15 protein-coding genes are annotated in these 14,437 nt (G+C 69.4%); 12 read left to right on the top strand and 3 right to left on the bottom strand.

Translation table 11 applies throughout. The annotated features are described in order from the left end of the window. Positions 1-34: 34 nt before the first annotated feature. The gene (locus ACZK4S_RS13025) at positions 35-472 is read right to left on the bottom strand and encodes an OsmC family protein (RefSeq protein WP_076061355.1); all 438 of its coding nucleotides are present in this window, start codon (positions 470-472) and stop codon (positions 35-37) included. A 200-nt stretch (positions 473-672) separates the two neighbouring features. On the opposite strand from ACZK4S_RS13025, the gene ACZK4S_RS13020 reads away from it, so the two are divergent. The 9 genes from ACZK4S_RS13020 (at position 673) to ACZK4S_RS12980 (ending at position 8,836) form a co-directional block, all read left to right on the top strand. Beyond that, complete coding sequence (locus ACZK4S_RS13020) at positions 673-1,749, top strand: branched-chain amino acid aminotransferase (RefSeq protein ID WP_463644550.1); 1,077 nt, start codon at positions 673-675, stop codon at positions 1,747-1,749. A 134-nt stretch (positions 1,750-1,883) separates the two neighbouring features. Next, entirely contained in the window at positions 1,884-2,390 is a 507-nt protein-coding gene (locus ACZK4S_RS13015; protein WP_463644549.1) for a hypothetical protein, read from the top strand. 40 nt (positions 2,391-2,430) lie between these two features. Further along, a complete protein-coding gene (locus tag ACZK4S_RS13010) occupies positions 2,431-2,925 on the top strand; it encodes a hypothetical protein (protein WP_463644548.1) in 495 nt (164 codons plus the stop codon). A 187-nt stretch (positions 2,926-3,112) separates the two neighbouring features. Next, a complete protein-coding gene (locus ACZK4S_RS13005; RefSeq protein WP_463644547.1) occupies positions 3,113-4,267 on the top strand; it encodes an LLM class flavin-dependent oxidoreductase in 1,155 nt (384 codons plus the stop codon). Between the two features lie 16 nt (positions 4,268-4,283). Next, positions 4,284-4,877, top strand: coding sequence for a CE1759 family FMN reductase (locus tag ACZK4S_RS13000; RefSeq protein ID WP_463644546.1), 594 nt, complete (start codon positions 4,284-4,286; stop codon positions 4,875-4,877). A gap of 20 nt (positions 4,878-4,897) precedes the next feature. Then, positions 4,898-5,815 carry an N-acetyl-1-D-myo-inositol-2-amino-2-deoxy-alpha-D-glucopyranoside deacetylase gene (gene mshB, locus ACZK4S_RS12995; protein WP_463644545.1) on the top strand — a complete coding sequence of 306 codons (918 nt, stop codon included), beginning with the start codon at positions 4,898-4,900 and terminating at the stop codon, positions 5,813-5,815. A 10-nt stretch (positions 5,816-5,825) separates the two neighbouring features. Further along, the gene (locus tag ACZK4S_RS12990; protein WP_463644544.1) at positions 5,826-6,308 is read left to right on the top strand and encodes a hypothetical protein; all 483 of its coding nucleotides are present in this window, start codon (positions 5,826-5,828) and stop codon (positions 6,306-6,308) included. A gap of 103 nt (positions 6,309-6,411) precedes the next feature. Further along, on the top strand, positions 6,412-7,041 hold the full coding sequence (locus ACZK4S_RS12985) for a cation efflux transmembrane domain-containing protein (protein WP_463644543.1): 630 nt from the start codon (positions 6,412-6,414) through the stop codon (positions 7,039-7,041). 79 nt (positions 7,042-7,120) lie between these two features. Beyond that, a complete protein-coding gene (locus ACZK4S_RS12980) occupies positions 7,121-8,836 on the top strand; it encodes a protein kinase domain-containing protein (RefSeq protein ID WP_463644542.1) in 1,716 nt (571 codons plus the stop codon). Here the strand turns inward: ACZK4S_RS12980 and ACZK4S_RS12975 are convergent. Continuing rightward, entirely contained in the window at positions 8,833-9,474 is a 642-nt protein-coding gene (locus tag ACZK4S_RS12975) for an HAD family hydrolase (RefSeq protein ID WP_463644541.1), read from the bottom strand. The two genes, ACZK4S_RS12980 and ACZK4S_RS12975, sit on opposite strands and share 4 nt — an antisense overlap. Before the next feature lie 278 nt (positions 9,475-9,752). Between ACZK4S_RS12975 and ACZK4S_RS12970 the strand changes: the two genes are divergently transcribed. The 3 genes from ACZK4S_RS12970 (at position 9,753) to ACZK4S_RS12960 (ending at position 13,830) form a co-directional block, all read left to right on the top strand. Next, a complete protein-coding gene (locus ACZK4S_RS12970; RefSeq protein ID WP_463644540.1) occupies positions 9,753-12,137 on the top strand; it encodes an alpha-amylase family glycosyl hydrolase in 2,385 nt (794 codons plus the stop codon). A gap of 50 nt (positions 12,138-12,187) precedes the next feature. After that, positions 12,188-13,162: a diacylglycerol/lipid kinase family protein gene (locus ACZK4S_RS12965; RefSeq protein ID WP_076062874.1), complete on the top strand. Its 975-nt coding sequence runs from the start codon at positions 12,188-12,190 to the stop codon at positions 13,160-13,162. 74 nt (positions 13,163-13,236) lie between these two features. Then, positions 13,237-13,830, top strand: a complete 594-nt coding sequence (locus ACZK4S_RS12960) for a DUF4126 domain-containing protein (protein ID WP_076062872.1) — start codon at positions 13,237-13,239, stop codon at positions 13,828-13,830. Here the strand turns inward: ACZK4S_RS12960 and ACZK4S_RS12955 are convergent. Continuing rightward, the gene (locus ACZK4S_RS12955) at positions 13,827-14,420 is read right to left on the bottom strand and encodes a netrin-like domain-containing protein (protein WP_463644539.1); all 594 of its coding nucleotides are present in this window, start codon (positions 14,418-14,420) and stop codon (positions 13,827-13,829) included. The genes ACZK4S_RS12960 and ACZK4S_RS12955 overlap by 4 nt on opposite strands. Positions 14,421-14,437: the final 17 nt, after the last annotated feature.

Here is a 14,437-nt window from a genome sequence, read left to right as displayed (position 1 = left end):
CCCTGCCCATCTCCCAACCCGGGGGAGGGCGATTTCATTCCCGGTTGGCCGGGACCATTTCCACCGGGGTGCCGAGGGCGACGGTGCGTGAGACGGTGCAGAGGAAATCTCGGGCGCGCTCGACGGATTTGTCGAGGATCCGGCGGGCCCGGTCGCCGTCCTCACCCTCCGGGAAGCGCACGTCGAACGTGACGCGGATGTCCTCCAGGCGGTTGCCCGTCTCGTCCTTGACGCTGGTGCCGGACGCCTCGACGGCGAACACGTCGGGGACGGCGCGGCGGGTGGTCAGCATGTCGACGTCGATCGATCCGCAGGCGGCGATGGCGGCCAGCAGGAGTTCCACGGGGGTGAAGAGGTCGTCGCCGCCGGTGCCGATGGCGATCTCGCCGCCGCGCTCGTTGGTGGCGCGGAAATCGGTGGACGACACGCGCTGCACGTCGACGGCGCGGGGGCTCCTGGTCTGTTCGGTCATGGCGCCAGCCTAGGCCGGGCGGGCGGGTGGCGGCGACCCCTCGTCGGCCGGGGGGCGCGCGCCACATCTAGATTCGGCGTCGTCCACGGCCCCATATCTGGATTTGGGCCGTGCGGCATGGAGTGGGGCTGGTGCTCAGCCGCGGTTTGATGAGTGGACCCCCGCCGGCGCCGGTGTGCGGCGGGGCTACCATCACATCCATGGCCCAGTTCTCCATCAAACGCAGCACGACCCCCACCGCCGAAGCAGCCCGCCACGCGGCGCTCGCAGACCCCGGTTTCGGTCGCTACTACGTGGACCACATGGCAGTGATCGACTACATCAGTGGCGACGGCTGGCAGGAACCCCGCATCGTGCCCACCACCGAGTGGGCGCTGCACCCCGCCTCCGCCGTCCTGCACTACGGCCAGGAGATCTTCGAGGGCCTGAAGGCCTACCGCCACGACGACGACTCGATCTGGCTGTTCCGTCCCGAGCGCAACGCCGCCCGCTTCGTGAACTCCGCCCGCCGCCTGGGCATGGCGGTCCTGCCGGAAGACCTCTTCCTCGCCTCGGTGGAGGAACTGGTGAAGCTGGAGCACCACTGGGTGCCGGTCAGCGAGAATGAGCAGAGCCTCTACCTGCGCCCCTTCACGATCGCCTCGGAGCCCTATCTCGGCGTCCGCGAGGCCAACACCTACCGCTACGCCGTGATCGCCACGCCCGCGGGCCCGTACTACTCGGAGCCCGTGAAGCTCTGGATCACCCCCAACTACACGCGCGCCGCCCCCGGAGGCACCGGCACCGCGAAGTGCGGCGGCAACTACGCCGCCAGCCTGATCGCCACGGAGGAGGCGGCGGCCAACGGCTGCGGTCAGGTGCTGTGGCTCGACGGCGCGGAGCGCAAGTGGGTGGAGGAGTGCGGCACCATGAACATCATGTTCGTGACGGCCGACGGCGAACTGCTCACGCCGGCCCTCGGCACCATCCTGCCGGGCGTCACGCGCGAATCCATCCTGGAACTCGCCGCGGATCATGACCTCAAGGCCGTGGGACGCAAGATCTCCATCGACGAGGTGCTCGACGGCGTGGCCAGCGGCCAGATCGCCGAGGTGTTCGCCTGCGGCACCGCCGCCGTCGTGACCCCCATCACCGGCTTCAACTCCCCGGACCGCGGCCCCCAGCAGGTGGCTGACGGCATGCCGGGCAGCAAGACCCGCGAGATCCGCCAACACCTCGTCGACATCCAGTACGGCCGTGCGGAGGACAAGCGCGGCTGGATGCGCCGCGTCGTCTGACCGCGCGCTGTCGCCGGTTCTCGACCACCGACATCCTGAAGGGAACCCCTTGTCGCAACATTCCTACCGGGCGTAGTATTGACTCACCAGTCGGGATACACCCGACGGCGGATCCCCCAGAGGGGGTGGCCCTCATGTCAGTTGAGATGGTGCACTCGAGGCTCGGACAAGCTGCGCTTGTTGTCGGAGGTGTGGTGCTGGCGATGATCGCCGCAATGTTCTTCATCCGCTCCGACGAGACCCGCGCGTGGGTCTTCACGGCGATGTTCTTCGCCATGACGCTCGCCGTGGCCCTGGTGGCGCTCGATGACCTTCACCGGCGCCACGAGAAGGTGGCCTTCCGACCCCGTACGAGGATGGGGTGGTGGGCGATCGGGCTCAGCGTCGCGGGAGTCGCGACGATGTTCCTGTCGGGCCTCTACGTGGCGATCATCAGGACGGGGCAACCCACGGAGATGGGCCCCTTCATCCCCATGTTGGTCTTCACCATCGCGGGGTTCGCCCTGATGCTGGCCGCCGGAGTGGTCTCCCTCCTGGCGTGGTTCCGCAGCGACGAGAGGTCGTGGCTGGTCCTCCTGCCGCTGCTGCCCGCGCTGTTCGCGGTCTACTTCGTGGTCGGCGAATTCACGTTCCCGCACTGAGGCGCGCGCGCCTCGCCTGCGGGTGAAAGGGGAGTGTGACATGTCAACACTCGCGCATTCGAAACTCGGCCTGGCGGCCCTGTACGTGGCGGCCCTCGTGGCGGCACTCTTCGTCGCGATGTTCTTCGTCCCGGCGGTGGAACCCCGCGCGTGGGTGTTCACGGGCGCGTTCCTCGTCGGCCTGGTGGCCCTGATGCTGGCGGCCGGCGGCAGCCTGGAGCGTCGTGGTGAGCCCATGACCTTGCGCCCGAAGACGGCGTTTGCCTGGTGGTCGCTCGGCCTGATGGCGGTGGGGATCGCCGTGTTCCAGTTGGCCGTGATGACACCGTTCCGCTTCGATGACGGCACCGAGTTCTCGCTCCTGCCGCCGCCGGTGCTGGCGGGCATCGGGTTCCTGCTCATGGTCGGCGCCGGTGTGGTCGCGCTCCTCGCGTGGTTCCGCCGGAACGAGACCTCGTGGCTGGTTCTGCTCCCGCTCCTGCCGGCGTTGTTCTCGGCATACTTCGTGATCGGCGAATTCGCCTTCCCGCACTGAGCCGCGGGGCTCAATGCGCGTGCACCCTACCCACGCCGGCCATCTGGATCACTTGCTGGGGGATGAACAGCATGCCGACGGTGGGCTCTGTCCAGGCTCGTTGACGTGAGCCGGGCTGGCGCACGGGAATAGTTTAACAGTCAACTATGTTGTATGGTGGTGTCAGCAGCTTGAGGAAAGGCACATCATGCAGTTCGGCATCTTCACCATCGGTGACGTCACCACCGACCCCACCACGGGCAGGACGCCCACCGAGAATGCCCGCATCCGGGCCACCGTCGAGCTCGCCATGAAGGCTGAGGAAAGGGGTCTGGACGTGTTCGCCACCGGTGAGCACCACAACCCGCCGTTCATCGCGCCGGCCAACCCGCCCATCCTGATGGCGTACCTGGCCGCGAAGACCGAGAAGATCCTCCTCTCCACCGCCACCACGCTCATCACCACCAACGACCCGGTGCGCCTGGCCGAGGACTACGCCTACGCGCAGCACCTGGCTGAGGGCCGCGTCGACCTCATGATGGGCCGCGGCAACACCGGCCCGGTCTACCCCTGGTTCGGCAAGGACATCCGCGAGGGCATCGGGCTCGCCGTCGAGAACTACTCGCTGCTGCACGCGCTGTGGCGCGAGGAGGTCGTCAACTTCGAGGGCGAGTACCGCACCCCGCTGCACGGCTTCACCTCCACGCCACGCCCGCTCGACGGCATCCCGCCGTTCGTCTGGCACGGCTCCATCCGCTCCCCCGAGATCGCGGAGCAGGCCGCCTACTACGGTGACGGCTTCTTCCACAACAACATCTTCTGGCCCTCGTCGCACACCAAGCGCATGGTGGAGCTGTACCGCCGCCGCTTCGAGCACTACGGCCACGGCACCGCGGACCAGGCGATCGTCGGGCTCGGCGGCCAGGTGTTCATGCGGAAGAACTCCCAGGACGCCGTGCGCGAGTTCCGCCCCTACTTCGACAACGCCCCCGTCTACGGCGGTGGCCCCTCGCTGGAGGACTTCACGCGCGAGACCCCGCTCACCGTCGGTTCGCCGCAGCAGGTCATCGAGCGGGTTCTGGGCTTCCGCGAGTACGCGGGCGACTACCAGCGCCAGCTGTTCCTCATGGACCACGCCGGCCTGCCGCAGAAGGTCGTGCTCGAGCAGCTGGACCTGCTCGGTGAAGAGGTCGTGCCCGTGCTGCGCAAGGAATTCGCCAAGCTCAAGCCGGCCCACGTGCCCGACGCCCCCACCCACGCAAGCATGCTCGCCGCACGGGGCCCAGTCGAGGAGGTCGCGCCCGGCGAGCCGCAGGTGGACCGCTGGACCGGCACCCGCGCCGAGGACGACAACAAGCTCTGACCCGAGGAGAAGACACATGAAGCGCATCGTCGTGATTTCCGGCGGCCTGGGGTCGCCGTCGTCCACCCGCGTGCTGAGCGACGACATCGTCGCCCGGCTGCGTCAGTCCCTCGCCGCCAGGGGCGAGGAGCTCGAGGTCACCGTCGCGGAACTCCGCGAACTGGCGCACCCCATCGTCGACGCCATGCTCACCGGGTTCCCCACCGGCGAGTTGGCCCGCATCACCGACGCCGTGGCCGCCGCGGACGGACTCATCGTCGTCAGTCCCACGTTCTCGGCCTCCATGTCCGGCCTGTTCAAGAGCTTCTTCGACATCCTCGACATGGACACGCTCAAGGGCAAGCAGGTCCTCATGGCCGCCACCGGCGGCACGGAGCGGCATTCGTTGATGCTCGAGTTCGCCATGCGGCCCCTCTTCAGCTACCTGGGCGCGCTCACCATGCGCACGGCGATCTTCGCCGCGACGTCGGACTTCGGCGGCCCGGGTGTCGCCTCGCTGGGTCGCCGGGTCCGCGCCGGCGCCGAGGAGCTCGCCGAGGCCCTGGTGGGTTCCCGGACGAAAGTCGAGAGAGACGACTTCGTGGAGTTCGCCGCTCTTCTCGGGAACTGACGGTGCCTATGCTGAAGGACATGCTTCCTGATCGCCGGCTCCTGCTCGTGCACGCCCACCCCGACGACGAATCCAGCCAGTCCGCCGCCACCATGGCGCGGTACCTCAACGAAGGCGCCCAGGTCACGCTCGTGACCTGCACGCTGGGCGAACTCGGCGAGATCCTGGTGCCCGACTGGGCGCACTACTCCCCGCAGGAGTTGGGCGTGCACCGGCAGGAGGAGATTGCGCAGGCCATGAGCGTCATCGGGGTCACGGACCACCTCTTCCTCGGTGGGGTCGGCCGCTACCACGACAGCGGCATGGTGACCACAGAGGCGGGCCGGGCCGGCGTGCCCGACGAGATGCCGGACAACGCCTTCTGGCGCGCAGACCTCCTCGAGGCGGCGGACCACCTCGTCGAGGTCATCCGCACCCGCCGCCCGCAGGTGGCTGTCACCTATGACCCGCACGGCAACTACGGCCATCCGGACCACATCCAGGCCCACCGCGTGCTGATGTACGCCGTGCAGCTGGCGGCAACGCCGTCGCACCGGCCCGATCTGGGGTCGCCGTGGCAGGTGCAGCGGGTGCTCTGGAACACGCACAACACCAGCCGGTGGGCGGAGGCCTACGCCATCGCCCGCGAGCGTGGTCTGGAGCTGTGGGGTGCTGATCACGACCACAGCGACGACGAGGCGGAGCGCCGCTTCGGCCCGGACCCGGAACAGATCGTCGCGGTGGTCGAGCTGCAGCCGTACCTTGACATCTGCCGCCGCGCGCTCTTCACGCACCGCAGCCAGGTCAACGCGGAGGACCCGTTCTGGCAGTTCTTCTCGATCATGCAGGAACTCCCCGGCGCGGGGGAGGCCTATCTCCTCGGTGCCGGGCAGCCGTTCCCGCAGGGCGACGGGCCTGCCACGGACCTCTTCGAGGGCCTGCCTCCGGACGCTGCATAGAATTGCGCCCATGAGGATGAGACCCGCCGCACTTGCCGTCACCGTTGTCGCCGCGCTTTCGCTGGCTGCCTGCACCGGCTCGGAAGAACCGACGCCCGCGCCCGAGGTGACCGCGTCCGTCCCGGCGGGCGGCACCCAGAGCGGCCTCCCGCAGCCGGAGGAGGAGGCGTTCACCGGGGAGATCCAGACCGAGGTGATCAAGGTCGGGCCCATGGACGTCACCGTGCCGAAGGGCATGAAGCTGCCGGAGAGCACCATCGTGACCCAGTCGGAGCAGTCCGCCGTGATGATGATCGACGAGGACCCCCAGCCCGTCATCGACTCCATCATGAGCAGCGCCGCGGACGCCGGTTACGAGATCTACGCCGAGCCCAGCGAGGACCAGACGGTCTTCGTGGGCCACGGCAACGCCGTCCTCTTCACGGCCATCCCCAACGCCCAGATCCTCACGTGGGGCCCGGAGTCCATGAAGGACGTGCTCGCGGAAGGCTGACGCGGCCGCCGCATCAGATCTCCTCCAGTGGGGACCTCCCTGTGTGGGTCCGCGCGGACGCCCCCCTGCTGGCGGACATTGCATGCGGTAGTACATTCAGCCCGTGATCGAGCTCGACCCCGCCAAAGCCCGCCTGCTCCGCCGCACCGTGCTGGTGGTGGCGGGCCTGAACCTGGGTTACTTCTTCATCGAAGCGACGGTGGCGTGGTCCATCGGGTCCGTGTCGCTCTTCGCGGATTCGGTCGACTTCCTCGAGGACACCGCCGTCAACCTGCTGATCTTCGCCGCGCTGGGCTGGCCGCTTGCGCGGCGCGCGAAGGCCGGCAAGGTCATGGGGCTGGTCATCCTGGCCCCCGCCGCCGCGGCGCTGTGGCAGGCGGTGGCCAAGTTCTCCAACCCGGACGCGCCGGATCCCCTGTCGCTGATCCTCACCGCGGGCGGCGCCGTGGTGGTCAACTCCCTGTGCGCGTTCCTGTTGCTGCGCCAGCGCGACCACGGCGGATCCATGACCAAGGCCGCCTGGCTCGCCGCCCGCAACGACGTGATCATCAACATCGGCATCATCGCCATGGGCCTCCTGACGCTCACCCTGGTGCCCAATGGTTGGCCGGACCTCATCCTCGGTCTCGGCATCGTCGTGCTCAACTTCCAGGCCGCCAAGGAGGTCTGGGAGGTGGCCGAGGAGGAGAACCTCGCGGCCAAGGCCTTGGCCGGTGAGGTCGACGACGACTGAGCCGCCGGCCAACCGTTCCTGGCAAGGGGCGTGAGACGGTAGGTCCTCCCCTGACAGGAACGGGGGCTAGGCTCGGAGCATGACGGAGCGCAGCCAACCCGGCCCGGGGTATGTCCTCGCCGGCCGCTACCTCCTCGAAGAGCGGCTCGGTCGTGGTGGCATGTCCACCGTCTGGCGCGCCCGGGATCAGGTGCTGGACCGCGAGGTCGCCGTCAAGGTGGTCGCGGAGATGGAGGACGCGGAGGTCACCGCGGAACGTTTCCGCCGGGAGACGCGCGTCACGGCCGCCCTGAACCACCCCAACATCGTCACCGTCTTCGACGCCGGCGTCGACAACGACCGGGCGTTCCTCGTCATGGAGCTGCTGCCCGGCAGCACGCTGGCGGACGAGTTGCGGACCCGCGGCGCTTTCCCGTTCGAAGAGATCCGCAGCATTGCGATCCAGGTCTCGGCGGCGCTCGGCGCCGCCCACCACGCCGGCCTGGTGCACCGCGACGTCAAGCCCGGCAACATCGCCCGCGCCGCCGACGGTGCGGTCAAGGTGCTCGACTTCGGCATCACCCACATCATCGACGAGGCGGTGGCAGATTCCGGTTCGCCGCTGACCGCCACCGGTGCCGTCATCGGCACCGCCGCCTACCTGGCGCCGGAACAGGCCCGCGGGATGCGGGTCGACCAGCGCGCAGACATCTACGCGCTCGGCTGCGTGCTGTTCGCCCTCATCACCGGCCGGCCCCCCTTCCAGGGCCCCACCGCGGTGTCCACGATGATGGCCCACGCCACGGAGCCGGTACCCAACATCCAGGAGGCCCGTCCCGACGTGCCGCCGCAGTTGGCCGCCATCGTCACCGCCATGCTGGCCAAGGACCCGGACGCCCGGCCGGCGGATGCGGCCACCCTCGAGGCGGCGCTGCGCGCCGAGACCGCCGAAGCCGTCACCCAACTCCTCCCGCCGCCCGTGGTGGTGGGGGAGGACACGGCAGTGGTGCCGGCCGCGGGTCTCCCCGCGCCCATGCGGGCCTACCCGGCCGACGCACCCGGCCACGTGGTTGCGGCGCCCGTGGTCGCGCCGGCCCGGGCCGCCGCAGAGCCCGAGGACAGCGATGTCCTCCTGCCCATGGAAGAAGAGGAAGAGGGCAGCCGGCGCGGCCTGTTGATCGGCCTCATCGCGCTGGCCGTGCTGATGGTGGTCGGCTTCGCCTGGTGGCTGCTGTCCGGGGACCCGCAGCTCACGGCGGACCGGTCGCCCACCGCTGCCGTGCCGGCGTCGGCCTCCCCGAGCGTCGACGCGTCGCCCTCGGTCTCACCCTCCCCGCAGACCACCGAGGCGTCCCCCAGCCCGACGCCCTCGCCCAGCCCCAGCCCCAGCCCTTCGCCCGTCCCCGCGACGACGACGGCTGCGCCCGCCACCACGGCGCCGGTCACCACTCAGGCGCCCCCGCCGCAGACGGCACCGCCCGTGGAGACCGCACCCCCTGCCACCCAGGCGCCTCCGCCGCCAGACCAGGGCGACATCGAGGGGGCCGCGCAGTCTGCGCAGGCAGCGGCCGATGAGCTCAGCGCCGCCGTCCGCGAAGCGTTCACCGGCGGCAACCTCGACAACCAGGCGCGCAAGGCCGTCGACGCCGGCCTGCGTGACCTCTCCAGCGCGCTCCGCAGCGGCGACGAGCAACTGGCCAGCGACGCCATCTCCGCGGTGGACCAGGCGCTCAGCGATTCCGGTCAGAAGGACCAGTTCGAGGGGCTCTACGAGCGGTTGAAGGACAAGGTCGACAGCTGGGGCGACTTCCTCTAGGCCCCTTGCGGCCCCGAACCGAGGCCCAGGAGCGGGCGCAGGTCGTCCAGGTGGGCGACGGAGTGTTCGGCCGCGTCGTCGACGGGCGCAGCAGGCGACTCCACTGTGGCCGCCGTCATCCCCGCCGCCATGGCGGCTTCCGCGTCGATGGGCCGGTCGCCCACGCTCAGGCAGTCCGCCGGGTCCAGGCCGTGCCGCTCCATCATCACCCGGTACATCTGCGGGGCAGGCTTGCGCGGGTGACCGTCGGAGGTGGAGACGAGGTCGTCGACGACGAGCCCCAGCCCGTCGAGCAGCGTCTGGGCGGAACTGCGGTCACGGTGTGTCACGACCAGGTTGAGGCCGCCCGCTGCGGCCACGTCGCGCAGGAGTTCGCGGGCGCCGGGCATGGCGGGCGGGGGAGCCGACTTCCACCGCTGTTTGAGAGCGGCCTCGGCGTCCTCGAACTCCGATTCCGGCAGGTCGAAGCGCCCGCTGAGCGCGGCGATGGCCTCGCCCGTCGACCTGCGCGTCAGCATCGCCACCTCTGAATCCATCAGCTCGAAACCGTGGCTGCGCACCACGTCGGCCAAGGCCGCGTCGAGCGCCGGGTAGGTGTCGACGAGCGTCCCGCCCAGGTCCCAGAAAACATGCTTCACGTCTCTCAGCGTAAAGGCGCGCGCATCTTCACGCAGCTCATCCGCGGCGCGCTGCACGTCTCGGCGGAGCCTGACTCGGGGGTGGTCACGAGCACTGGCCCCGCCACGGCCACTGCAGCGCGGAAGGCGAACGTGAGGCGGCCGGAGGCTTGTTCACGGCCAGGACGGGATGCACGAGGGCATTTTCTCACGCTTTTCTGTGGGCCCCGCAGGAACCGGCTCGGTGCAGGATGCTGGCCGTTTCACCCGGCGACCCCAGGGTTTGTCACAATCGGGAGATGATCATCGCACTCGACGAACCCGGCTGGCCCACTGCGGACTGGCCGCTCGGAGCAAGCCCTTCGGCAGAAGGCATCACGTTCGCCGTCTACGCCCCGGCCGCCACCCGCGTCCAACTGGAGATCTACCCGGAGGCACTGGGCGCCGACGCGTCCCACACCTTCCTCCCCGCCAAGGGGCCGGACGGGATCTGGCGCGCCAACATCCAGGGCCTCCCCCTCGGGGCGCTGTACGGCTACCGGGTCTGGGGCCGCAACTGGCCCTATGTCGAGACCTGGGAGCCCGGCACGGAGGAGGGCTTCGAGGCGGACATGGACGAGGACGGCAACCGGTTCAACCCGAACAAGGTGCTGTTCGACCCCTATGCGCGCGAGATCAGCCACAACGTCTTCTCCGACAGCATCCTCGAGCACGGCAACGATGAGGTGTTCGGCACCGGCCCGGCAGAGGTGGACCCCACCCCGGCGGCTGAGGACGTCGAGCCCGAGGAACCGCTGCCCACGCGGCGCTCGGTCGACACCGCACGCCAGGCCCCGAAGGGCATCGTGATCACCGATTACACGCCCATCGCCGAGAAGCCGCGCCTGCCCGCCGAGAAGTCGTCCATCTACGAGGTCTCGGTGCCGCAGCTCACCGGGCACCCGTCCGTCTGCCGCCTGGGCGAACTGCTGAAGGACGAGCCCGGCTACGAAGGCGTCGAGAGCATCCCCGACGAGTACCGCGGCACCTACAAGGGCGCCGGCATGATGGCGCCCTACCTGAAGGCGCTGGGCTTCACCACCGTCGAACTGCTCCCGCTGCAGCAGACCAACGCGTCGGAATCCGCCCGCCGCGGCTACACCAATGCCTGGGGCTACATGACCCTGAGCTACTTCGCGCCCCACCGCGGCTACTCGTCGGACCAGAGCTACGGCGGCCCCACGCGCGAGTTCAAGGAGATGGTCTCGGCCTTCCACTCCGTCGGCATGGAGGTCTACCTCGACGTCGTCTACAACCACACGGCCGAGGGCGGCAACTGGGACGGCGACGTCAACAGCACCGGTTTCACCTCGCTGGGTGGCTTCGCCACGGCGGACTATTACCAGATGACTGCGGATTACGTGCTGGTCGACGGCGCCACCGGCACCTCCAACCAGCTCAACTTCTCGTCGGACGCCGCCTGCCAGCTGGTGCTGGAGTCGCTGCGTTACTGGACCACGGACATGGGCGTCGACGGGTTCCGCTTTGACCTGGCCACCGTGCTGGGCCGCAAGCCCGACGAGGCGCACCCGGAGGACTGGGCCAACCAGAGGCGGTTCTTCACGGACCACCCGTTGCTGGTGGCGATCGCCGACTTCGCCGCCAGCGAGCACATCGAGGTCATCGCGGAGGCGTGGGACCTGTGGGGTTACGAGGTGGGCAACTTCCCGCGCGGCTGGGGCGAATGGAACGGCCGGTACCGCGACGCGGTCCGCCGCTTCAGCAAGGGCGACGCCAACATGCGTGACTTCCTCGACATGATGAACGGCGACTACCACCACTTCCATGATTCGGGTGGCGCCCAGAAGTCCATCAACTTCGTCGATGCGCACGACGGCTTCAACATGGTGGACCTCGTCAGCTACCAGGAGAAGAACAACGACCAGCCGTACCCGTTCGGGCCCTCCGACGGCGGCTCCGACAACAACCTGTCCTGGGATTCGGGTGGCTCCCAGGCGCTGCGCCGCCAGCGGGTGCGCAACCTGTGGACCATCCTGTTCTTCTCCCGCGGGGTACCCATGGTGGTGGCCGGCGACGAGTTCGGCCGCACCCAGAACGGAAACAACAACCCCTGGGAGCTCGACTCGCTGGCCATGCTGAACAACTACGCCATGATCCCGACGGCGGCGCCCCACCTCGTCGACGTCGAGGCAGGCGTCGACGCGGCCTACCACGACAACTTCGGGCGCTTCGACAACCAGGACGATGCCAACTCGCTGTTCCGGTTCGCCACCTTCATCGCCAATCTCCGGCAGCGTCACGAGTCGCTGCAGCAGACCCACTGGGGTGACCTCATCCCCGACAACAGGGACGTCAGTTACCTGTTCTCCACGCCGACGGGCGACGGTTACCCGGAGGAGGGCCACCGGGCGGTGGCGGTGCGCATCAACAACCCCGGCGACGACTTCTGGGTGCTGCTCAACATGGCCGAGCACCCCATCGAGTTCACGTTGCCGGTGCCCGCCGAGGGGTGCGTGCTGCGCCGCCTCATCGACACCGCGTCGTGGGCCGAGCCCGCGCACAACTACTGGCAGGAGGGCGAGGGCATGATCGTGGACGGGGCCACCACGGTGGAGCCCTGGGCCATCGTGGTGCTTCAGGAGGGCGTCCTCGAGCCCCGCGACGTGCCGGTGTGGGAGGACTGAGGCCGTGGCCGATCGACCCCAGCCGCCCCGGGAAGGGCCACACTAGGGACATGAGCACTCTCGCCGTGATCTTCAACCCCACCAAGATCGACCGCGCCGACCTCGAGGCGGTTGTCGAGCCGGCGCGCGCCGAAGCGGGCTGGGGGGAGGTCCTCTGGTTGGAGACCGAGGAGGACGACCCCGGGGTCGGGATGGCGCGGGAGGCCGTCGAGAAGGGCGTGGACGTGGTACTCGGCGTGGGCGGCGACGGCACCATCCGCTGCGTCGCCGAGGGGCTGCGCGGCAGCAAGGTGCCGCTGGCGCTCGCGCCGCAGGGCACGGGCAACCTGCTCGCCCGCAACCTGGACCTCACCCTCGACAATCTGCCGGAGTCCGTCGACGCGGCCTTCAACGGAAAGCCCCGCAAGGTGGACCTCGGCATCGCCCACTGGGTCCGCCCCAACGGCGACACCGAGGAACGCGTGTTCCTCGTGGCCGCGGGGGTGGGGCTCGACGCGCAGATCATGTCGACCACCGACGAGAAGTTGAAGAAGCGCGTGGGCATGCTCGCCTACGTCAAGGCCGGCGTCGAGGCGGTGTTCCGCAACCACCGCATGCGGCTCACGTACCGGCTCGACGAATCCGAACCCGAGCGCGCCCGGCTGCACACCATCCTGATCGGCAACTGCGGTTCCATCGGAGGCAACGTGCTGTTGCTGCCGGACGCGGCCGTCGACGACGGGGTGCTCGACGTGGTCGGGGTCCTTCCCCGAGGTGTCTTCGGCTGGCCCAGGGTCGCCTGGAAGGTGCTGGTGGACAACGCCATCCTGCACCGCACCCGCAGCGAATTCGTCCGCAAGCAGCGCGACCGCAGCCGCGAGCTGAACTACCAGCAGTGCCGCGAGATCGAGATCACCTTCCACCGGCCGGAGGAGATCGAACTCGACGGCGACCACTTCGGCGAGATCACCTCGCTCCTGGTGCAGGTGGAGGACGGTGGGCTGCTCGTCCAGATGCCGGCCGACTGGACCCCCGAAGAGGAGTGAGCCGGCCCCCATTTCCCCCTGATCCCGGCCTGCAGACCTGTTGCTGACCGTGCCCGCGCCGCATACTTCAACGCATGGAACTGCTGCCAATGACCTTCGCCTCGGGCTGGGCCTCGGGCATCAACGCGTATGCCACGGTGTTCATCCTCGGCATCCTCGGGCGCTTCCTGAACACCGGCGGTGTCCCTGAGGGTTTCCAGCGCACCGACGTCCTGATCGTCATGGGCATCCTCGCGCTGGTGGAACTGGTCGCCGACAAGGTACCGGTCATCGATTCGGTCTGGGACGTGCCCTCCACCGTCATCCGCCCGGTGGCGGGCGCGGTGATCGGCGCCCTGATCGCGGGCGCCAACGGCGACCTCCTCACCATCTCGCTCGCCGCCGTCGGCGGCGTCACCGCCCTGCTCAGCCACCTCTCGAAGGCGGGGATCCGGCTGGCCGTCAACAGCTCACCGGAGCCGGTCTCGAACGTGACGGCCTCGGTCGCCGGCGACATCGGGGTGGTCGGCGTCACCACCCTCGCCGTGCTGTTCCCCGTCCTGGCCGCGGTCGTCGCCGCGGTCCTGCTGGCCCTGATGATCTGGCTCGCGTTGGCGATGATGGCCAGGATCCGACGCGGGTGGCGCTGGCTCAAGCAGCGCTGGACCGCACCGCCGGCGGCCGTCTAGTCGGATCGACGGCGGCGCACCCAACCGAGCACGACCAGCGCCAGCAACGCGACCGCTGCCACCCCCAGCGCCGTGTAGAGGACCGCCGGGCTGCCGTTGTCGGGGCCGGGGGAGGGTGCAGTCGAGGAGTCGGCCGACGGGGTGAGCACCCTCGGCTCGCCCTGCGCGGTGGTCAGTTCCGCCGCCATGGCGTCGTTCATGGGGCCGGTGCCGTCGCAGAGGTCCGAGCGCCACACGCCGTTGTCGTCGCGGGAGAACAGCGCGATGGTCATGCCCTCGGAGAGGCCCTCCAGGCCGCAGCTCGCGCCGCTGACCGGGGAGAGGACGGCCACCTGCGGGGCCTCCGGGCCCTTCCACAAGCGGGTGAGTTCGACGGTGTAGGTCGCGTCGTCCATGGAGCTCTGCGGGTTCTCGGGCCGGTCCACGCCCACCACGATGCCCTCGGCGACGAGATCCGCGCTCTCGGCGTGTTCGGTGACCGACTGCGCCACGCAACTGCACGCGGCGGCGCGCGGGGCCTGCTGCCAGCTCACGACGCCGATCCCGGCGAGCAGCAGCAGCAGCACCATCAGCATTGACCGTGTCCTCATCCCCCAAGTCTGGCGCC

This window comes from Tessaracoccus zhenghani (assembly GCF_055326325.1).
The sequence above is the reverse complement of the archived record's forward strand: the minus strand, read 5'-3'. Positions and strand labels throughout refer to the sequence as shown.